The 20,343-nt window shown below is 44.5% G+C and carries 18 protein-coding genes; 7 read left to right on the plus strand and 11 right to left on the minus strand.

The window, feature by feature from the left end; all coding sequences use genetic code 11:
• Window positions 1-84: 84 nt before the first annotated feature.
• The 4 genes from MN199_RS12185 to MN199_RS12200 all read left to right on the plus strand — a co-directional run bounded on the left by MN199_RS12185 (window position 85) and on the right by MN199_RS12200 (window position 2,507).
• Window positions 85-423, plus strand: coding sequence for a BON domain-containing protein (locus tag MN199_RS12185; protein WP_335739602.1), 339 nt, complete (start codon window positions 85-87; stop codon window positions 421-423).
• Window positions 424-438: 15 nt separating this feature from the next.
• Window positions 439-750, plus strand: coding sequence for a BON domain-containing protein (locus MN199_RS12190; protein ID WP_335739603.1), 312 nt, complete (start codon window positions 439-441; stop codon window positions 748-750).
• A gap of 98 nt (window positions 751-848) precedes the next feature.
• Window positions 849-1,625 (plus strand): Crp/Fnr family transcriptional regulator, encoded by a 777-nt coding sequence (locus tag MN199_RS12195; protein ID WP_335739604.1) that lies wholly within the window; start codon window positions 849-851, stop codon window positions 1,623-1,625.
• A 123-nt stretch (window positions 1,626-1,748) separates the two neighbouring features.
• Window positions 1,749-2,507 carry a Crp/Fnr family transcriptional regulator gene (locus MN199_RS12200; protein ID WP_335739605.1) on the plus strand — a complete coding sequence of 253 codons (759 nt, stop codon included), beginning with the start codon at window positions 1,749-1,751 and terminating at the stop codon, window positions 2,505-2,507.
• Window positions 2,508-2,582: 75 nt separating this feature from the next.
• Here MN199_RS12200 and MN199_RS12205 read toward each other — a convergent pair whose 3' ends face one another.
• The 6 genes from MN199_RS12205 to MN199_RS12230 all read right to left on the minus strand — a co-directional run bounded on the left by MN199_RS12205 (window position 2,583) and on the right by MN199_RS12230 (window position 6,583).
• Window positions 2,583-2,942: a hypothetical protein gene (locus MN199_RS12205; protein WP_335739606.1), complete on the minus strand. Its 360-nt coding sequence runs from the start codon at window positions 2,940-2,942 to the stop codon at window positions 2,583-2,585.
• A gap of 108 nt (window positions 2,943-3,050) precedes the next feature.
• On the minus strand, window positions 3,051-3,950 hold the full coding sequence (locus MN199_RS12210) for an OmpA family protein (protein ID WP_335739607.1): 900 nt from the start codon (window positions 3,948-3,950) through the stop codon (window positions 3,051-3,053).
• Window positions 3,947-4,378, minus strand: coding sequence for a DUF4398 domain-containing protein (locus MN199_RS12215; RefSeq protein ID WP_335739608.1), 432 nt, complete (start codon window positions 4,376-4,378; stop codon window positions 3,947-3,949). The genes MN199_RS12210 and MN199_RS12215 overlap by 4 nt, the downstream gene beginning before the upstream one ends.
• A gap of 97 nt (window positions 4,379-4,475) precedes the next feature.
• Window positions 4,476-5,207: a GGDEF domain-containing protein gene (locus MN199_RS12220; RefSeq protein ID WP_335739609.1), complete on the minus strand. Its 732-nt coding sequence runs from the start codon at window positions 5,205-5,207 to the stop codon at window positions 4,476-4,478.
• A 115-nt stretch (window positions 5,208-5,322) separates the two neighbouring features.
• Window positions 5,323-6,153, minus strand: a complete 831-nt coding sequence (locus MN199_RS12225; protein WP_132580977.1) for a BON domain-containing protein — start codon at window positions 6,151-6,153, stop codon at window positions 5,323-5,325.
• Window positions 6,154-6,223: 70 nt separating this feature from the next.
• Window positions 6,224-6,583: a CsbD family protein gene (locus tag MN199_RS12230; protein WP_335739610.1), complete on the minus strand. Its 360-nt coding sequence runs from the start codon at window positions 6,581-6,583 to the stop codon at window positions 6,224-6,226.
• A 205-nt stretch (window positions 6,584-6,788) separates the two neighbouring features.
• On the opposite strand from MN199_RS12230, the gene MN199_RS12235 reads away from it, so the two are divergent.
• The gene (locus tag MN199_RS12235; protein WP_132580973.1) at window positions 6,789-7,652 is read left to right on the plus strand and encodes a hypothetical protein; all 864 of its coding nucleotides are present in this window, start codon (window positions 6,789-6,791) and stop codon (window positions 7,650-7,652) included.
• A 7-nt stretch (window positions 7,653-7,659) separates the two neighbouring features.
• Here MN199_RS12235 and envZ read toward each other — a convergent pair whose 3' ends face one another.
• Entirely contained in the window at window positions 7,660-8,964 is a 1,305-nt protein-coding gene (gene envZ, locus MN199_RS12240) for a two-component system sensor histidine kinase EnvZ (RefSeq protein WP_335739611.1), read from the minus strand.
• On the minus strand, window positions 8,965-9,690 hold the full coding sequence (ompR, locus tag MN199_RS12245) for an osmolarity response regulator transcription factor OmpR (protein ID WP_132580969.1): 726 nt from the start codon (window positions 9,688-9,690) through the stop codon (window positions 8,965-8,967).
• A gap of 167 nt (window positions 9,691-9,857) precedes the next feature.
• Here ompR and greB point away from each other — a divergent pair, with 167 nt between their 5' ends.
• Window positions 9,858-10,340, plus strand: a complete 483-nt coding sequence (gene greB, locus MN199_RS12250) for a transcription elongation factor GreB (protein ID WP_132580967.1) — start codon at window positions 9,858-9,860, stop codon at window positions 10,338-10,340.
• Between the two features lie 113 nt (window positions 10,341-10,453).
• Complete coding sequence (locus MN199_RS12255) at window positions 10,454-12,766, plus strand: Tex family protein (protein WP_335739612.1); 2,313 nt, start codon at window positions 10,454-10,456, stop codon at window positions 12,764-12,766.
• Between the two features lie 42 nt (window positions 12,767-12,808).
• Here the strand turns inward: MN199_RS12255 and MN199_RS12260 are convergent, their stop codons facing one another.
• From MN199_RS12260 to MN199_RS12270, 3 genes are all read right to left on the minus strand, one after another.
• Window positions 12,809-14,887: a winged helix-turn-helix domain-containing protein gene (locus MN199_RS12260; protein WP_335739613.1), complete on the minus strand. Its 2,079-nt coding sequence runs from the start codon at window positions 14,885-14,887 to the stop codon at window positions 12,809-12,811.
• Window positions 14,888-14,984: 97 nt separating this feature from the next.
• On the minus strand, window positions 14,985-17,330 hold the full coding sequence (locus tag MN199_RS12265; protein WP_335739614.1) for an alpha/beta hydrolase family protein: 2,346 nt from the start codon (window positions 17,328-17,330) through the stop codon (window positions 14,985-14,987).
• A 53-nt stretch (window positions 17,331-17,383) separates the two neighbouring features.
• Window positions 17,384-20,116: a TonB-dependent receptor plug domain-containing protein gene (locus MN199_RS12270; RefSeq protein ID WP_335739615.1), complete on the minus strand. Its 2,733-nt coding sequence runs from the start codon at window positions 20,114-20,116 to the stop codon at window positions 17,384-17,386.
• Window positions 20,117-20,343 lie beyond the last annotated feature (227 nt).

Consider the following 20,343-nt stretch of genomic DNA (forward strand, 5'->3'; position numbering starts at 1 on the left):
TACTTCTTGCTCTGTACGATGACGCACAGAGCCTAAGTAAACATCGCTCTAAGCTTAAACTTCAACCTAACTGAGGATCGACTGATGATTTTACGTACCAGTATTACTGCGGTGTTGCTTGCGCTATTTCTGCTAACTTTAGCCGGGTGTGACAACATGTCTACGCAAAAGAGTGTGGTTAAACCACAAGATGACACTAGCCTAAACCTTACTATCACTGAAGCGCTGCAACGCGATTCACTGTTTGCGCACAGCAACATTGCCGTAACGTCGTCTAAGGGCCAAGTTAAGTTAAATGGCACCACCGCATCGATGGAGGATAAAAACCGCGCTACCGATATTGTGAAAAATATTAATGGCGTAGTCGGTGTGCAAAATAATCTACAAGTTGTTACGCCACCACCAGCAACCAACGTTAACTAATAAGGTAGCCGTATCATGAAAAACCGAAATATTTCTATGTTATTGTTTTTAGGTGTGCTCGGCCTGCAATTACCGGGCTGTGGTGCAACAGATACCAAGGAAGGTACAGGTGAATATATCGATGACACTGTTATTACCACTAAAGTAAAAGCGGCAATTTTTAATAATGCCTCACTTAAAGTTAGCGAAATTAATGTTGAAACCTTTAAAGGCGTGGTGCAGCTAAGTGGTTTTGTCCGGTCAAACGACGATATAAATACCGCGATGCGGATAACACGTGAGGTAACTGGCGTTATTTCAGTAAAAAATGCTATGCGAGTAAAATAGCCAGCTACAGTAAAGGATGTTGTGTACGCAAGCGTACAGAGTTAACATTTTATTTAATTATACTTGGTGGTTGTTAATATTTAATCAGGACGATAATTATGCTTGACCCAATACCGACAACGATGCATCAGCCGACGCAAAATAATTTGTTAAATGCGCTTTCTACCGACACGCAACAACGACTGTTTCCACATTTAGAACTAGTTGCCATGCCACTAGGTAAAGTACTTTATGAATCTGGCGATACGTTGCGGTACGCCTATTTTCCTGCTGATTGCATCATTTCCTTACTTTGCGTGTTAAAAAATGGCGCATCAGCAGAAATAGCCGTTGCAGGTTACGATGGCATGGTAGGTGTAGCGCTATTTTTAGGCGGCAATAGCACGCCCAACCGTGCGGTAGTACAAAGTGCCGGTTGGGCTTACCGCTTACTAGGTAAACGTTTAAAAGATGAGTTTAATCAATACGATGAATTGATGCAGTTATTGCTGCTATACCAGCAAGCTTTGTGCACCCAAATAGCACAAACCGCCGCTTGTAACCGACACCACAGTATTGATCAACAGCTATGCCGCTGGCTGCTATTGTCTTTAGACCGATTACCTGATCATCACCTAGTGATGACCCAAGAGCTCATTGCCAATATGCTAGGGGTACGTCGCGAGGGCGTAACGGAAGCAGCATGCCGTTTACATAAACAAGGGGTAATTGATTACAGCCGCGGTCATATTACGGTAACTAATCAGGCTAAGTTAGAACAATTAAGTTGTGAGTGTTACGGCGTAGTTAAAGCCGAAACCGAGCGCTTATTAGGCGTCCATAAAAAGCACAAGTCAGAATTCGGAGCTAATCGTGCAGCCGAACGTATTAGCTAAACCTTCATTGAGTAAGCGCCTTAGCGCACAGAGTACAAAATAGCGCGCGTCTATACTTACAACTCAAGGCTGCACAGCACCTGTCTTGTACCACAAGGTAACCTCGTGCTAAAGGCTTGCTTTATGCCAACATTATCTTACCCGCTGATTAGTAACTACCTAATTGATTTGCTACCAAACCACGAACAACTTTTACTATTACAACACACTGAACTGGTGCAGCTTAGCTTTGGTACAAGCTTGTGCGAGGCAAATCAAGCTTATGATTATTTATACTTCCCCCTTAGTGGCTTTATTTCACTGGCCATTCAACTAAAAGGGCATAAACCATTAGAAATGGGCCTAATAGGTAATGAAGGCATGCTAGGTGCAACGTTACTATTAGGTATAAACCTCGCGCCGACTCAAGCCATAGTGCAAGGCAACGGCAGCGCATTACGTATTAGCGTAGCGGCCATGCAACTGCAACTCTCACACAGCCCGCAATTACGTCATGTGATACAGCGCTACTTATTTGTTTTAATGTCACAGCTATCGCAAAACGCGGCCTGCCTACATTTTCATGAGTTAGAGCATCGTTTAGCGCGCTGGTTACTGATGAGCCACAACCGAGCGCACAGCAACAGCTTTCATTTAACACATCAATTTTTGGCAGATATGCTGGGCGTGCGCCGCAGTGGCGTAACTGTAGCGGCTGGGAATCTGCAGCAACAACAAATTATTAGTTACAGTAGAGGCGTGATTAGTGTTTTAAACCGGCGTGCGCTAAAAACTGTGGCCTGTGCTTGTTATCAAGATGGGATAATAAATTACGTTAAGATGCTAGGCCAACCCACCAAAGACAGCGCGCAGCGGTTGTTGGCCGAACAAGGCACACCCTAATAGAGTTAATGCCGATAATAATACTGCCGGCTAATATTGCAGAAGCCGCACCGGCATAGCCGGTGCGGCGAGTACTTAGTTAGTATTACGGCCTACAAGGCTGCGCGTTAACCAAATACTTAGCAGTGCTCCGCCAGCGGCGGCGATACCTAAAGTTATCAGCGGGTGACTACGCACCTGCCCGCGGGTACTTTCTGCTAGCTGCTGTTGCAAATGGTGCAACTGCGTGCCCTTTGTGGCGAGGGCATCAGCTGCATAATTAACGCCACTAGCCATTTTATCTACGGTGTTATGTGCCGACGCCGACATGGTTTTAATTGCTGGTGACGCGGCATCAGCAGCACCATCTATTGCTCGGTGCATACTGCCCGATGCTGCATCTACACCACGACTAAACGCACTGTTATCCGCATTTGAAACTGTTGGCTTTTCCATAATAGCTCCGCTAAGTTAACGACGACAAAATTGTCGCTGTGTAATACTTAGTATGCATGCTTGCCGTAACAGTGTCGGTGCGCCAGCGCGCTTAGCCAGCGTATTAACTTACTCAGTAGCATTAGCAATAATTACTTCTACTCGCCGGTTTTGTTGCCGCCCCTCTGCCGAGTCATTGCTTGCTAACGGGCTGCCCTCGCCTTTACCACTCGTTGCTAATCGAGCACCCATTACGCCCTGTGCCACCAGATAGGCTTTGACGCTCTCGGCCCGACGTTGTGATAACAGCATATTTGCGCCGTCATTGCCCACATTATCCGTGTGACCTTCTATTTGTGCAGTGCGCCCAGGGTAAGCCATTAAAAATACAGCTAATTTATTTAAATGGCTGCTACTGGCACTTTTTAAATTGGCTTTACCGGTATCAAACAACACATCACCCAAGGTTACAACTAAACCTCTATCGGTAGGCCGTGCATTTAATTCGTCAATTTGTCCGCGTAATTCTTCTGCTACGGCTTCTGCCGCACTGGCCTGTTGCATGGCCAGCCTAGTATCACCACGGGCAGCGGCGGCATCAGCTTGTGCGCTACTGGTTTGCATGCGCGCTTGCTGGGCATCGGTGCGAGCGCTAGCGGCTTCACGGCTGCGGGCATTTAGCCTAACTTCATCCCGCTTTTGGGTTAACGCTTCGCGTTGTTGTTCAAGCTGACGAGTTTGCGCTAGCGTTCTTGCCAACGTTATTTTGCGTTCAGCCATAATCACTCGATGCTCAGCTAATGCGCTATTTTTTTCTGGTTGCTCGGCAATTTTAACGGCTTGCTCAGCGTCTTTTATTGCCAAAGGCGCCTGTACCGCCAACTCGGGATCACTTTGTAACTGCGTCAGCTGTTGGCGTAAATTATCTGCGCCATCAGGGCGTTTCGCTGTAGAGCTGCAACCGACTACCAATACGCTTAGTAGCGCAGCACTGACTAATGTTCGTTGAAAACGCATTAAGCTACTCATAGTTTTACTCCTGACAAGTTATGCTGTATTTCCTGCTCTAAGGCTTGAATACTCTGTTGCATATCTTTATTTACTGCTTGTGCTTTAACCAGTTCTGCATGCGCAATGGCGAGCTCTGCGCTTAGCTGAGCCTGAGTAGCAAGTTGCTTGGCCTGCACCATGTTTTTTGTTGCTACAGCAGATTTAGCAGCCGCTAACTCATTTCTGGCCGTGTTAAGTTCAGTGCTGGTATAACGCACAACCTGCGCTCGGTCAGCATTACTAATGGCGAGTTCTGCGGCTTGTAATTCAGCAGTCGGTGCGAGGGGTGCACTAGCACAGGCGGTTAATATAACGGCAGCGCCAGTTAGTAACAGCGCTCGTTTAATCGCAAGCCGCCACAACAATGGCTGGATAGCACAGAGTAGTTTGGTATTAACTGTGATCATCTTTAACTCCTAATAAACCTAGGCGATAGCAAAGTGCTGCCTTATGTTTACTGTAGAGCGAGGTAGAGATATTATCGGTGCGCTAGCGCGCATAGCGCTAACCGGCAAAGCAGAATACTTGGTCTCCGCCCTGCTGCTTTGCTTGATACATGGCTGAATCTGCAGAGTTAATTAATGCAGCTGCGCTACTACCTTGTGCGGGGAATAACGCAATGCCAATGCTGGCTGAAAGCGAAATACGCTGTTCAGCAAGTTGATAAGGTTGCTTTAGCATATTAACCAGCTTAACCGCAAAGGCGATTGCTGTCTGAGTGCTTTTGACATTATTAACTAGCACGAGAAACTCATCGCCGCCATGTCGGCTAATTGCGTCACTGTCACGGATCGCCGCACTTAAGCGCGCGCTTACTTGTTGTAATACCGCGTCGCCCGCAGCATGGCCATACTGGTCATTTACCGGTTTAAAGTTATCTAAATCAATAAAGAGTAATGCAAACTGGCTTTTCTCACGCTTAGCGACACTGATATTATGGTTAATTCGATCTAACATAAAATTACGGTTCAAGGTTTGCGTTAAGCCATCACATTGGCTATCAAGCTTAAGTTGCTGTAACTCATCGTGCATGCTGGCATGTTGCATAGCGGCATGCCACAAATTGAGCAGTAAGTGTTGATTATAGTGCTGTAACTGACGTCGTTGTTGCTGCCATATATTCTGCTGTAATAAGGTATTACAGCGCAACTGCACCATATCAGCACTGAGCGCTTCAACGTGTAATTGCTGCGCCAAGTAATACGAATGTGGCTTAGCTTGCTGTGATTCAATCATAATGCACTCTTCACATTTACACGGCTATAACTAGAAATCGGGCTAAGTAAATAATGAACACCTAGCCCGAATAACCCATATCAATACCTATTATCAGTAATAGATAATACGGCGCTTAAAATATCAGCTGTTTAGCATTAACACTTTTAACACCTCTAATATTCTGAGCTAACTCAATGGCTAATGCTTGCTCTGCACCACTATCAACGTTGCCCGCTAAGGTAACTATACCTTTATCGGTATTAACTGAAATATCGGAGCTATTAACGTTGCTCGAATACATAAAAGTCGATTTTACCTTAGTTGTGATCCAACTATCGGCAATGACTGAACCGCCTTCAGCACTGGTTTTGCTGTAACTTTTACCGTTGGCCGCTTTATCACTAATTACGATTCGATTATCAACTGACCGTACACCTTTGGTATTCTTTGCTAAAGTTTCTGCATGTTTTTTAGCCTCTGCCGAAGTAACACTGCCCGTTAGCTCTACCTTGCCATTGTTAGTGCTTACTTTGGTATCCATACCTTCGGTATACTTACTCCATAGCAGTTTCGACTTAACCGCTGACGTAATGGTGGCGTCATCAACAACATCAGCATAACCGCGCGTATTACTGCGGTTTGGTGCCTTATAGTCGGCTTCGACTTTAATTTGGTTATCTACTTTTTTTATGCCGTTAACGCCCTCGGCAATGGCTTCAGCCAAATCTTTTTGCACATCTTCTGCCACGTTACCTGTTAGCGTAGCTTTGCCGTCTACAACACTAATACTAAGATCGGTAGCCCGTAAATAAGGGCTAAGTGCATATGTCGTCCAAATTTGTGCCTCTTGGCGCGCATTAACCACTGGCCCAGCTTGATCCTTATCATCGGCATACACTGCACCGCTGCTAAGAGCTAACGACACCGCCGCTGCTAGCAGTAACTTTGCATTTAACGTATTCATTTTATAGTCCTTTAATGAAGAAACAGCGTACACCGGTAACAAGTATTGTCGTGCCGGCAACCCTTTATGGCTATGCTGTGTGGCGGCAACTATCTAAAAAGGTTTTTACCTGTTTGTCGGCCGCATCGCTAGCAATGTGGTAGTGCTTTTGCACTAAGCCAGACAGTTGTGACGGATTGCCGTCGCTGCCTAAAATCTCTGCTTCGCTAAGTTTACCCCACTGCGTTTTTGCAGCTTTAACTTGTTGTGGCCATTTTTTTTGGCCAGCAACCGGTTGTGTTGCCTTATCGGTTTTTGCATCCATGCTGGTTTTATTTGCGGTTACATCAGTCTTAGCATGGCCATCTTGTTTCATGTTGGCTTCAGCTTTTATTTTCGTATCCGCTTTATCGGTATGGTCAGCTTTTTGTGGTTCGTTATACTTGTTCATATAAACCTCGTTGCTAGTAAGGCCGTTGCAACACTGCATTGGCTACCCACACACTTTAGGCGACTGTAACTAAGCTGTCGGTGCGCCAGCGCACTTAAAAGCTGCAATCACGTTTCAAGTGTGACAAATTACACGGTTTCAGCTATACAATGTTAACGTTAAGCTATTGAAACTTACGTAAACCTAGGTCAAAAAGAGCAAAACAATGAAGGCATTAGCTTTAGTCACTATTCATGGTATGGGTGAAACTACACCCGATTATGCAGATAGATTATTTGCTCAATTACAACGCACACTCGGCACGACCGCAGAACAGCTGTATTACAACAATGTGTATTACCAAGACTTATTGCAATATAACGAACAACGGGTATGGCAAGCAGTAGGTTCGCGTTTACGTTGGCGTGTGCTGCGTCGCTTTATGTTGTTTGGTTTTGCCGATGCCGCAGCGTTAGAACATAGAAAAGAGCAGCCACATAGTTTGTATCACTATGCCCAGCTTAAAATTGCTCGAGCGCTGTACCGAGCCAAGCAACAGCTAACAAACGACGGTAAGCTGGTAATGCTAGCGCATTCGCTAGGTGGGCATGTGCTGTCATGCTATTTATGGGACGCTCAACAAGCTAAGGCCGGCAGCAAACCTGCAGCGGGGATCTGGCGTGATATAAAGCGTTACCAAGCAGGTATTAGTGGTGACACGCCATTAACAGATGAAGATATTGCCTTTATACGCGGTGATGCAATGGTGGCACTTATTACTACCGGCTGCAATATTCCTATTTTTGTTGCCGCGCATGCAATGGAGCAAATTATCCCCTTTACCAAGCCTAACCCCAGCTTTAGTTGGCACAATTACTATGATAAAGATGATGTACTCGGTTGGCCGCTTGCTGAGTTGTCGGCCGAGTATGCCAACTTGGTAACCGATATTGAAATAAATGCCAGTGCGGGCTTTTGGGGGTGGCTATCAGCAAGTTGGAACCCGCTATCGCATAATCAATACTGGCAAGATAAAACTATGCTCGAAGCTATTGTTTCTCGATTACGACTATTAATTAAATCTAAATAATCATGCGCTAACGCAGAGGTAAATATACCGTGACCACTAGGCCGCCAAAGGCATGATTATGCAAGGTTATATCGCCATGATGCATATCAACAATCTTTTTAATAATCGCTAAACCTAAACCAGAACCGCCACTACCTCGGGCTACATCGCCTTGAGTAAAGGGTTCAAACATCGCCTTCATTTGCTCCTCAGGAATACCAGGCCCGTGATCACGCACTTGTAAGTACACACGCTTACGGTTGCGTTCAAAACCAGTGCTAATAGTGATATCACCATCGCTATAACGCAGCCCATTTTCTAGCAGGTTATTTAGCACTCGCTTCATTGCCACACGTCGCAAGGTTACTTTAGGCAAGTCATCCATTAACTCGGTGGTAATGCTACGCTGCTGCAAGTGTTCAGCCTGCACTAGTTCATGCACTAGCGTATTTAGGCTTTCTTTTTGTCCGGGTTCTTCTTTGTGATGGCGCAAATAATCAATAAACTGGTCAATAATGGCATTCATATCTTCAATATCGCTAACAATGCCATCGCGGATCCAGTTATCCGGTTCTTGCATCATTTCTGACGCTAGGCGAATACGCGTTAACGGCGTGCGCAAGTCGTGTGACACACCCGCCATTAACAAGGCGCGATCTTGTTCTAGCTGCTGAATGCCACGCGCCATATAGTTAAACGCCTTGGTTACGGCAATAACTTCGGTTGAGCCTTTATTTTCCGCCAGCGGCGGTGGAAACTCACCACGCCCAACTTGTAAAGCCGCCTGCTGTAGGCTCTTTAAAGGTCGGTTTAACTGCCGAGCAAACAGCCAACCACCAACCACACTTAGCACGCCTATTATCAATAAATAAAAAGTTAGCGGTGAAAAATCAGTTTCGTCTAGTCCGGTTAATGGCACTTTTATCCAATAGTTTGGCGCTTGCGGTGGCTGCACCCAAAAGGCATAAGAGTCACCTTGCGCTACCCGCACCTCTGCCGCGCCACCTAGCTCGCGCGACATTAAGTCAGAAAAGTATTTGTAATAAATTGCCTGCGCCAAACCTTTCTGTAGTGCTTGCGCCTCAGAATACACTTCAATACCAGTAACGTGTTGAAATCGCTCGGTAAGCTCGGAAGAAAGCAGTGGCTCGGTTTGGTTACTATCAATAAATACTACTTTAATTTGCTTGGCAATTAAGTGGTTAATTTGTTGGGTGCTGGGTTTAATAACGTAGAATGCCACCGACAAATACGACATTAGTTGGTTAATTAGCAACAAAAAGCCAATTAAAAAAACCGTTTGACCAAAGGCGCTGCGGGGCAACAAGCGCATTTAGGTAACGTTACCATCGGGTACAAACACATAACCTAAACCCCACACCGTTTGAATATAGCGTGGGCTGGCGGCGTCATCTTCTAGCATACGTCGCAAGCGTGATACCTGTACGTCGATACTACGTTCCATCGCAGAATAGTCGCGGCCACGAGCCTGGTTCATTAATTTATCCCGAGATAATGGCTCCCGTGGATGACTAACCAACACCTTTAATACCGCATACTCGCCGCTAGTAAGTGGCAATAGCTCATCACCTTTACGCATCTCGCGGGTGGCTAAATTAAACTTAAACGGGCCAAATTCAATCGTGCTTTCTAATTGGCTAGGTGCACCCGGTAACTCTTTGCTTTTACGGCGCATTACTGCACGAATTCGTGCTAACAGCTCGCGCGGATTAAACGGTTTTGGTAGGTAATCATCGGCGCCCATTTCTAGGCCAATAATACGGTCAACCTCATCGCCTTTTGCCGTAAGCATAATAATAGGTATTTCATTTTCTTGCTGGCGCAGCTTACGGCAAATCGATAAGCCATCTTCGCCGGGTAACATTAAATCTAATACTAGCAAATGAAAATTCTCTCGCTCCATTAAGCGCTGCATTTGCTCATAATTACCGACACTGCGCACAATATAGCCCTGCTCAACTAAGTAGCGTTCAAGTAAGTTACGCAAACGCACATCATCGTCAACAACGAGAATTTTCGGGGTTTCTAAACTTGCCATAATAAAGCTTCCATACTCTTTGATATGTTCTATCGTGTTACTATATCGCTGTACTATAAACAAAAATACAGCTTCGGCAAAATCAGCTCGGTATTTATGTCATTTGTTACTGCACCTTGGCAAAAACTGCTACCATCAGCAGCAAATTTATTTAGCTTTAATGAACTATGCGCACCAATTTAATTACCCGCGAGGGCTATGACGCTCTACAGCACGAACTTAACTATTTATGGCGTGAACAGCGCCCCGACGTTACGGCTAAAGTCGCTTGGGCGGCTAGCCTTGGTGACCGTAGTGAAAACGCAGATTACAAAGAGAACAAACGCTTATTACGCCAGATAGATTCACGTATACGTTTTCTGCGTAAGCGTATTGAAGCCGTTAAAATTGTTGAATACTCGCCGCAACAAGACGGTCGAGTGTTTTTTGGCGCTTGGGTCGACGTTGAAAACGAGCAAGATGAGCAGCTAAGCTTCCGTATTGTTGGCCCAGATGAAATATATGGTCGTAATGATTACATCTCGATAGATTCACCCATGGCACGTGCGCTGCTGAAAAAATCGGTAGACGACGAAGCTATAGTGCCCACGCCTACCGGCAATAAACTCTGGTTTATTACCAGCATCCGCTACAACAATACGGCAAGCTAAACGACAACAAATTGGATTTTTTGCCGCACAAAGGTGACAATCGGCTTATATTATTGCTTTTAGTCTGACGTTTCTCGCCTACGGGTACTTTTTAATTCAGGAATTTTCTTTTTATGTCTATGATTGTTAACCAGATCGCAGCAGAAATTGCCGCGCGTCCCGAGCAGGTATCTGCAACTATTAAATTGTTAGAAGAGGGCTCAACCGTACCCTTTATTGCTCGGTACCGTAAAGAAATTACTGGCGGCCTTGACGATACGCAACTACGCCATCTTGAACAGCGTTTAACCTACTTACGCGAGCTTGAAGACCGTCGCCAGGTAATATTAAAAACCATTGACGAGCAAGGCAAACTAAGCCCTGAATTAAAACAAGACATACTAGCAGCAGATAATAAAACCCGACTAGAAGACTTATACCTGCCCTACAAAGCTAAGCGCCGTACCAAAGGCCAAATTGCTATTGAAGCCGGCATTGCACCACTAGCCGATGCGCTACTGCAACAGCCCACACTCAACCCTCAACAAGCAGCACTGGCCTATATCAACGTTGATGCTGGTTTTGCTGATGAAAAAGCCGTACTAGATGGTGCTAAGTACATTTTAATGGAACGCTTTGCCGAAGATGCCAATTTACTAGCCCGTTTGCGCCAGCATTTAGCCCAGCATGCGGTACTAAAAAGCACGCTAGTAGCAGGTAAAGAGCAAGAAGGCGCGAAGTTCCGCGATTACTTTTCCCATACCGAAAGTTGGAAAAACATTCCATCGCACCGCGCATTGGCTATGTTTCGTGGTCGTAATGAAGGCGTACTGCAGTTACAACTTATTCCTGATGCTAATGAAGAAACTGCACATAGTTTGTGCGAGCAAATGGTCGCTAGCCATTTTCAAATAAAAGACGAAGGTCGTGCCGCCGATGGGTTTTTACGCACTGCAGTGCAATGGACGTGGAAAGTTAAACTACATTTACATTTAGAAAACGACTTACTAGGCGAGCTGCGCGAAAAGGCGGAACAAGAAGCTATTAAAGTGTTTGCGCGTAATTTAAAAGATTTATTAATGGCGGCACCAGCCGGCATGCGTAATACATTGGCGCTCGATCCTGGCCTTAGAACGGGTGTTAAAGTAACAGCAATTGATGAAACCGGTAAGCTATTAAGCCAAACCACGATATTTCCGCACGCGCCACAAAACTTATGGGATAAGTCGGTACGAGTGCTGGCCGCACTATGCCAACAACATAAAATTGAGCTAATCGCTATCGGTAATGGCACTGCTTCACGCGAAACTGACAAGCTGGCCGCTGAGGTGATGAAGTTATTACCTGAGCAGCATAAAATTCAAAAAGTGATGGTGTCAGAAGCCGGTGCATCAGTGTATTCCGCATCCGAGCTTGCCGCGCTAGAGTTCCCAAATTTAGATGTGTCATTACGCGGTGCCGTATCTATCGGCCGTCGCTTACAAGACCCACTAGCAGAGCTAGTAAAAATCGAACCTAAAGCCATAGGTGTTGGCCAGTATCAGCACGACGTTAATCAAAGCTTGCTAACCAAATCATTAGACGGCGTGGTAGAAGATTGCGTAAACGCCGTCGGTGTTGATTTAAATACCGCATCAGCACCGCTATTAGCACGAGTGGCAGGCTTAAACAAAACACTGGCACAGAATATTGTGGTTTATCGCGACACCAATGGCCGCTTTAACGAACGCAAACAACTATTAAAAGTACCAAGACTAGGGCCAAAGGCGTATGAACAAGCAGCGGGTTTTCTGAAAATTAACAATGGTACTAACCCGCTAGATGCCTCGTCGGTGCACCCAGAAGCTTACCCACTAGTTGAAAAAATTCTTAGCGCACACCAAAAAACGGTTGAGCAAATTATTGGTAATAGCAGCTTTTTAAAAGATATTGATGCAAAAGCATTTGCCGATGAGCATTTTGGTGTACCTACTATTACCGATATTTTAAAAGAGTTAGATAAGCCGGGCCGCGACCCACGGCCTGAATTTAAAACAGCCAGCTTTAAAGACGGTGTAGAAACCTTAAAAGATTTGAAGCCAGGTATGTTGCTTGAGGGCGTAGTAACTAACGTAACCAACTTTGGTGCCTTTGTTGATATTGGCGTACACCAGGACGGCTTGGTACATATTTCATCATTAACCGATAAGTTTGTTAGTGATCCACATCAGGTAGTAAAAGCCGGTGACGTAGTAAAAGTGAAGGTACTCGACGTTGAAGTTGAGCGTAAACGTATTGCACTAACGATGCGTATGGATGAACAACCAGAGCCTAAATCGCAAGACAAAGCGCCAACCCAACGTCATCAAAGCGCCAGAGCCGCGGCACCACGGCCAGCAAAGCCGGTAGATAACAACGCGGCTATGGGTAATGCCTTTGCCGATGCTTTTGCTAAATTGAAAAAATAAACTACCCGTCCACGCCAGTTATTACCGTTAGTAACTGGCGTTTTATTGTAATAATGGGTGGCTTAACTTATAAATATCTGCTCGCGGCTGCATGGGTAATTCTAAAAATAACCGATTATTATCAGGGTCATAGCTCATTACAGTAAGCAAACTCAGCATATCCAGTGGTAGCAGCATCATGTCCTGTGTGGTCGATGTTTTTATATTATAAAAACTCAACAGCATTTTTTGTGACTGTTGCTGCAAAAAATAAATACCGTTATTGGCATAAGCCCAAGCGATTCTGGCACTAAAAATATGACTAGGTAGTAACATTTTCTCGGTTTGGTCTGGTAGCAACTGCCACAAACCACGATTACGACCTTTACTAAAATAAAACTGATCTTTTGCAGGCATTTGTGCCCAGACACCACCATTAGTGGTTAGCTGGCTAACAGCGTTAGTTTTCAGCTCAAACTTAAATAAATTGTTGTTATAACTATAAATAATAGCGCTGTCGTCATACCACCAACTAAGCTGGCCATGCCAACTTACCCCCGTTGCTAGTTGACTTAATTTACCCGTTGCCACTTCTAAAAGCATTAGCTTATCATTTTGCTGTTCAGGTAAACGACCAACAAAAGCAATAAAGCGGCCATCATAAGACCACTGCGGATACTTAACCATACCGTTTAACTGGGTTAATTGAGTTCGCTGTACCATGTCAGGATCAGACATCCATATTTCCATGTTTCCCGACTCGTTACTCACATAAGCAATAGCTTTTTTTGCATGGCTGTAGTTAGGATGCTCATAACGTTCGTCTGCCGTTGTTAAGCGTACTATAGCGGCTGGTATGCCTTGGTTTACGGGTAAATAACCTAACTGAGGTACATAAGTGCTACTGAAAAAATACACGTCGCCATTTGCCGCTATTTTGCTTGGCTCGGCAAAGTTATCAATATCTAAGTTGTAATGTTGTTTATCGGTAAGATTAAACATAAAGGCTTGGCGTTTACCATGCAGCACAGAGGCATAAACTAATCGCTTGCTATCAGGGTGCCAAGATACACCTAAAATATCTTCTTGATCTTCTGTCAGTTTTTCTTCTTCATTGGTAGCCAAATTTAATAAATAAATATCTTCTGATAAACGATGCGCGCGACGCGTTAGGGCTAAATACTGGCCATCGGGCGAAAAGGCCACTTCACGCACGCGATACTGACAATTGGCATGACAGGGCAACAGTTTAGGCTCGGCCTCAGTGTTTTGTAAATCGAGCAAATAGACGTTTGTACCATCTGGCGCCACCTTGCCGCTATAAACCAAGTATCTGCCATCTACCGACTCATCCATATATACCTTACTATGCCGGCCGCAGGTTGCTATTTCTGTGGTAGCTAAAGTTAGCGTATCTAGTCGCATGATATGGCATTCGCCATACACCTCGGTTTTACTTGAGTAAAATATCGTGCGGTTGTCTTTGCTCCACAGCGCACTACTTTCGTCGTTACTGCTAAACGTCAACTGCTTAGGCGTATAGTTCGCGTCTTGTAAATCAATAAGATATAAATCAGAAGGTGTAGATAGCTTGCGCCAAGTAAAAACTAAATAGCGGCCATCAGGTGATAATGCCGGAAAAAATGCTCGGCCAACACTATTGGTTATTTTACTAATAACTGGCGCCGCTAGGCTTTTTTCAGAGAAAACCCAATGCTGACCGGCCAAAATGACTATTGCTGCAATGATAAACATTAATCCAAACCACACTTTACGCCATGAGCGTTGCTTGGTTGAGCCTTGGTTAGTGTTTTCACTAATTGTCGCGTTGTACTGCGGAGCTTCGGCTAGGCGATAGCCTTTTTTCCTGATCGTAGTAATTAAATCAGCAGCATTAAACTTTTGTAAGATATTACGCAGCTGCCAGATTGCATTAGTAAGGGCTTTTTCGCCAACGTAATTATTACCTAACCAGACATTATCTATCAGCTGTTCGCGACTAACCAAAGTGGGATAGTGCTGCGCTAAATACACCAGCACTTCCATTGGTTTTAACTGCACAGAAACCTGTAATTCTGAATTAGAAATGGTTAATTCAGCTGGGTTAATAAGTAACCCAGCTAAAGAAAATGTCTGCTGCATAATTAAAAACTACCAATTGGTTGTAACAAGTTATGGCTCTGTTACCAAATACTACCATAGTGAATAGTTAATAACGCGCATTAGCACATGCTACTGGCTATTCTGTCGAATTTTGCTGCATAGCCGGTGTTACTTTAAGATATTGTGCCAACCACTGTTGTTGCTCCCACAACAAATGTAATGCCGATTCCCGAGCTTGATAATGATGCCCTTCTAGCGGCAGCATAACGAGCCTTGATACCTTACCTAACCCCTTTAATGCATTAAACATGCGTAATGACTGCTCTGGATGAGTACCAGAATTTGCATCGGCTTGGCCGTGGATCATTAATAACGGGACGTTAATTTTATCAGCATGAAAAAACGGCGACATATCAGTATATATTTGCGGTTGCTGCCAAAAGTTACGCTTTTCTGATTGAAAACCAAAAGGCGTTAAACTGCGGTTATAGGCACCACTACGCGCAATGCCTGCAGCAAATAAATCAGTATGGGCCAATAAGTTTGCTACCATAAATGCGCCATAAGAATGCCCGCCTATGGCAATATTGCCGCGCTCAGCCACGCCCATTTTAACTAAGGTATTAATCGCGGCCTCAGCATTAGCAATTAGCTGCGGTAAAAACGTATCATTGGGTGCGGTGTCTTCATCAGCAATAATTGGCATACTAACCTGCGCAAATACCGCATAGCCTAAAGCGACATAGGCCTGGGCTCCTGAAGCAGATAACTCCATAAACCTATGACTGTTCGCTGTTTGCTGTTCGGCGATGGCAACAGAATCGTACTCTCGAGGGTATGCCCACATAAGTACAGGTAACGGCCCCATTGCGCTATTGTAGCCTGCTGGCAAATATAACCAGCCATTGAGTTTTACACCATCGGCACGCTGATAGTTAACCTGTTGTCGGGTTACGTGCTGATAACTCGGTGCCGGATGAGCCACACTCACTCGCTTAACCACGTTACTGGCGAGTTGCTGATATAACTCTGCTGGTTGCTGTAATTTTTGTTGCGAATAAAAAATATTGCCATCATCAATAAGATCAATAAAGCTATCTTGTGCATCTGACGCGGCGCGCCATAACAAAGTTTTGCTGTCGGTGGTTAATGACACGATATTAAGCTCTTGCGGTTGCAGCTCATTATCATCTGACAACAAGTACATCTCGCCACGTGCAGTTTGTTTAAGTACTTGGCGATAATATTGGTTAGTTGTTGTCAGTAGACGGCCCGGTAAACCGGATTGATCTTTAGTGTGCCGCTGATACCAAATGCGGCCAGGCTCAGCAAGGCCGTCAGGAAAAAACCAAGCCCGCTCTTGCTTTGTGCTGCTATCGGCTTCATACAGCACGGCTAACCGGTTACTTGACCACTGTACTTTGCTAAACCGCCAAGCTAAATCATGAAGCTTCTCGTGCTCAGCCTTAAAGGGCGCTGGCCATTGCCATAGCGCTTCTTTAAAAGCTTTATTGGTATGTGCGGCAACCCAATACAAAGTTGCCGGCTGGTCCGCGCGCCAGGCAATATGCTTTAATCCGGGCCGAGTTTTACGGCTCTCATGTACACCTTGTTGCTGTAAATTAACTATTTTATTTCCGCTAATACTGTAAATATCTTGGCTACGGCTAAAATTATCCGCTTGCACCAGATAAGAGTATGGCTGCAGTATTTGGTCAACTAACACATATTGATTATCGGGCGATAAGGCAAAGCGATATAGCGGTAATTGTAATAACGTTTTACTGCGTAAATTCGTGGACACTTGCACTAAACGTGATTGAATTAATTGAGAAAACTGAATGTTATCATTTGGTGAGCTAAGTAACATTTGATAAGTACGTTGCGGTTCTTTGTCTGTGTTACTTTCGTACACGCTGGGTAACGCAGTGGCTATTAGCTTCGTCTCGGCCTGATGTTCTGCCAGCATCACGATTGCTGAACTATCGGCTAACCATTGATATTGAATACCAAAAATGGCATTTAAGCGCTGCTTATCTTGGCGCTGCTTGCCATTTTTTAAATTTATAAACTTAATAAACAAGCCCCGTGGCTCGGCCATTACCACACTAAGCCAATTTTCATCTGGCGAAAGCTTAGGCGCATATAGGCGTTGCTTAGCTAGTGCATTAATTTCAAGGTGCTGTGCAGTAATATTGTGCTGCAAACTAATTTTTTTATAACCATTGCCTAAACCAACACTCAGTTGCTCAAGGTTAATACGTAAACCCGCAAGCTCTGCTGTGGCATAGCGTAATTCGGCGAGATCTGGCCGGTCGGCATTTTCAGTTTGTATTAACCAGTTGTTATTGGCTGATAATTGCCAGTGTAGTTGGCTACTATTAGCAACAAGCTGGGCCAAGCGGGTATCGGGTTGTTGATACGACAACGCCAGCAAAGAGCATGGCAATAATAAAATAATACTAATAATTAAACGAAACATTAAGCTACCCAAAAAATTAAGCTCCGAAATCGGAGCTTAATTTAATCTACAAGTTAGAAACGGTGCTCTAAAGCGACATAGAACGTGCGGCCAATAACGTCGTACCCCATATTGGTCGGATAATACGGATGGCTATTGCGATCTGGATGCCCCTCGGTAAACAATGGCGGCGTCGTATCTGTTAAGTTATTGATACCCAGCGTTAACTTAGTACCAAAGTCAAAGCGGTAGCTGCTGTTTAAATTTAAACGTTGCTGCGCAGCAACCTTGCTCCATACTCGTTCTTGATATTTTTTACCTGCTGCATCAACTAGGTTCCAAATATCGCTACCTTCGCCGGTGCCAAGGTAATACCAGCTTAAGTTAGTGCTAACACCATGAAATGCCCAGTTTAACGAAACGGTGCTTTTCCAAATCGGCAAGTAGTCATCTTTTGTTTCTTCTAACCGTTCACCACCAGCAAAAGCTTGGTAGGTTTTTTCCATGGTATAAGATAAGTTGGTTTTTAAACGAAACTTACCAAACTGATCTAAATTCAAGTTGTAGGTTAGTTCACCATCTACCCCTTGCGAAGATTCATACGCACTATTAATGGTGCCACGGCGCACACAAAAAATATCTTTATAATCTTGCCCTGGTAACTGCTGCATAATGTAACCAATCGAGTTTAAATCGTTACATGAACTTGCTTGACCGGTCATATCATAGGCGGGGTTGCCTAATATTCTATCAACAGTTTCAGTGTAAACTGCACCTTCTAACGAAATACGCCAAAAATCTAAACTAGAGCTTAAACCTTCGGTTATTTGCGCAACAACACCTAGGTTCCAAAACTTACCTTTCTCTTCTGCTAGCTTGATATTACCGGCACTAATTGATTCAAAGTTATCATCAATGCCATCTGGATAATTAGGATCAACTTTTATCGTCGTACTGCTGAAACTGCGGCTAACACCACCATACATTCGCTGCAGATCTGGCGCACGGAAACTGCGACCTGCGTTGGCTCTTAATAGGATGTCTTCATGCGGCTGATAGGTAATTCCCATCTGTGGTGTTAACGCGCCACCCACTTCAGATTTATCATCATATTTATCGTAACGCACCGCGATGCTTGCATCCATTTTGCCATAGCCAGAACTCGCTTCTAGCAATGGAATAGCGGCCTCGCCAGCCAGAGCATAACGTTTACGCTCTCCGCGTCCTTGGGTACCACCTTGGCCAGTTAAGTTGCCACTTAGGGTGTCTTCATCTTTAACGTCGAAAAACCAATCACGTGCCCACTCTGCAGACAGTGCAAATTGCACTGGGCCATTCGCCGTATCAATTAAATCGCCGGTTAGTACCGCTTGCAGTTGGTTCATGCCAGAGCCGGCATCGGTTAGTGTTTCAGCATACAAGTAATCTGCTTGTGCTGCTGTCATCTTATCCATTGGATACCATTTATCGGCATTAGCAGAATCAGCAGGGTTAAAACTGATAATATCTAACAAACGGTCTGCACGCATTTGGTTAACGCCGGTACGCTCAAAACGACTTTTACCATAAGCCCAGTTAATTTCTAAACCGTAATCACCTACATTACCGGCAACACCAAGTGACATATTTAAATTTTTCTCTTCACCAACGTAATCTCGTACTTGGCCATAATCATCTAACCGGCGGTACATCCGAAACTCTTTGGTGTTAGCAAAGTCGGTAGCGTCATAACTATACTCGCCAGGGTTATCCGCATTCATATAGAAGGTTGGTGTCACGCCCTTTTGACTATTGCCCTTCACCGTTTTTTTATCACTACCTTGCAATAACATACTGTATTGCCAGTTTTCATTTAAATCACCTGACTGATTTAGTACAAGGTTATATTCGGTTTTTGCCGTATGTAGGCCATCCTGATTATATAATTCATAGCGACATTTATAACGACTTTCGCTGCCATCCCACACGGCGTTATCGCCAAATAACTCATCACATTGCTGCTGATTCGCCATAACATAATCTTGCTTATGAAATACTTTACCGTAATCACGAATAAATGCAGAAGTAGAGCTATGTTTTTCAGTGCCATCAGGGCCACCTACTGTAGTAAAGTCACGCTGTCCAGCGCGTAAAATCTCAGCATCACTGTACTCGAACACAACCATGGTTTGACCCAGCTTGGTTTCAAAACCCGTGGTTAATGATGCCTTGGTTTTATCTCTGCCACCGTGCTGCGGGTTTTCATGTCGTACGTTTATTGTGCTACCGTCATAACTTTTCTTTAAAATGATATTAACTACGCCACCAATAGCGTCTGAGCCATAAATAGCTGATGCACCGCCAGTTAATATTTCAATGCGCTCTACCGCGCTAGTAGGAAAGGTTGAGGTATCGACGAAATTTGAAGACCCGCCCGTAGCTGCCGGATACTGAGGTACCCGCTTACCATTCACTAATACTAAGGTACGGTTAGCCCCCATGCCGCGTAAATTGATAGTGCTTGCGCCCTGCGTCCAGCTGCTTTCGTTACCTTCAATAGTACGGCCAGCATTGGCTACAGAAGCTTGTAATATTTCCTCTACATTACTAAAACCACTTAGTTCTATTTCTTCTGCCGTAATAACAGTAACAGGCGCAACACCTTCTAAGTCGGTGCGTTTAATGCGTGAGCCGGTAACTTCAATACGCTCAAGCGGGGCGACGGTATTATCTTGTGCATAAATGGAGGCAGTAAAACCGGCGCTGCCAAACGCTGTTGTTAATATTGCGGCCTTAATGGCCAGCGCCACTGGTGTGTTTTTATTCATTATTATAGTCCCGAGTATTATCGCTGAGTTAATCGTTAGTATTTATCGTGCAGTACCAAGCGCACCCTGTTAGCTGAAAGCTATTAACTTACCAGCACTAGGTTTATCTCTCTGCTGTACATCAGCACAATCACCACTAAGTCCTTTCTTAACCAGTTATAACTCTATTTAATATCTATTGATTACCAATCAACAGCTTACATTAAAATTCCATTGGTAAGAAAATT

Source organism: Rheinheimera metallidurans (assembly GCF_036983985.1).
GTDB lineage: Bacteria > Pseudomonadota > Gammaproteobacteria > Enterobacterales > Alteromonadaceae > Alishewanella > Alishewanella metallidurans.

What these genes read in the sequence shown, in the direction of transcription:
- greB (WP_132580967.1), top strand. Translation starts at nt 9,858, where the DNA reads ATGCGCACCAATTTAATTACCCGCGAGGGCTATGACGCTCTACAGCAC.
- MN199_RS12265 (WP_335739614.1), bottom strand. Translation starts at nt 17,330, where the DNA reads ATGTTTCGTTTAATTATTAGTATTATTTTATTATTGCCATGCTCTTTG.
- MN199_RS12215 (WP_335739608.1), bottom strand. Translation starts at nt 4,378, where the DNA reads ATGATCACAGTTAATACCAAACTACTCTGTGCTATCCAGCCATTGTTG.
- MN199_RS12255 (WP_335739612.1), top strand. Translation starts at nt 10,454, where the DNA reads ATGTCTATGATTGTTAACCAGATCGCAGCAGAAATTGCCGCGCGTCCC.
- MN199_RS12260 (WP_335739613.1), bottom strand. Translation starts at nt 14,887, where the DNA reads ATGCAGCAGACATTTTCTTTAGCTGGGTTACTTATTAACCCAGCTGAA.
- MN199_RS12235 (WP_132580973.1), top strand. Translation starts at nt 6,789, where the DNA reads ATGAAGGCATTAGCTTTAGTCACTATTCATGGTATGGGTGAAACTACA.
- MN199_RS12220 (WP_335739609.1), bottom strand. Translation starts at nt 5,207, where the DNA reads ATGATTGAATCACAGCAAGCTAAGCCACATTCGTATTACTTGGCGCAG.
- MN199_RS12185 (WP_335739602.1), top strand. Translation starts at nt 85, where the DNA reads ATGATTTTACGTACCAGTATTACTGCGGTGTTGCTTGCGCTATTTCTG.
- MN199_RS12195 (WP_335739604.1), top strand. Translation starts at nt 849, where the DNA reads ATGCTTGACCCAATACCGACAACGATGCATCAGCCGACGCAAAATAAT.
- MN199_RS12205 (WP_335739606.1), bottom strand. Translation starts at nt 2,942, where the DNA reads ATGGAAAAGCCAACAGTTTCAAATGCGGATAACAGTGCGTTTAGTCGT.
- ompR (WP_132580969.1), bottom strand. Translation starts at nt 9,690, where the DNA reads ATGGCAAGTTTAGAAACCCCGAAAATTCTCGTTGTTGACGATGATGTG.
- MN199_RS12190 (WP_335739603.1), top strand. Translation starts at nt 439, where the DNA reads ATGAAAAACCGAAATATTTCTATGTTATTGTTTTTAGGTGTGCTCGGC.
- MN199_RS12210 (WP_335739607.1), bottom strand. Translation starts at nt 3,950, where the DNA reads ATGAGTAGCTTAATGCGTTTTCAACGAACATTAGTCAGTGCTGCGCTA.
- MN199_RS12230 (WP_335739610.1), bottom strand. Translation starts at nt 6,583, where the DNA reads ATGAACAAGTATAACGAACCACAAAAAGCTGACCATACCGATAAAGCG.
- MN199_RS12200 (WP_335739605.1), top strand. Translation starts at nt 1,749, where the DNA reads ATGCCAACATTATCTTACCCGCTGATTAGTAACTACCTAATTGATTTG.
- MN199_RS12270 (WP_335739615.1), bottom strand. Translation starts at nt 20,116, where the DNA reads ATGAATAAAAACACACCAGTGGCGCTGGCCATTAAGGCCGCAATATTA.
- envZ (WP_335739611.1), bottom strand. Translation starts at nt 8,964, where the DNA reads ATGCGCTTGTTGCCCCGCAGCGCCTTTGGTCAAACGGTTTTTTTAATT.
- MN199_RS12225 (WP_132580977.1), bottom strand. Translation starts at nt 6,153, where the DNA reads ATGAATACGTTAAATGCAAAGTTACTGCTAGCAGCGGCGGTGTCGTTA.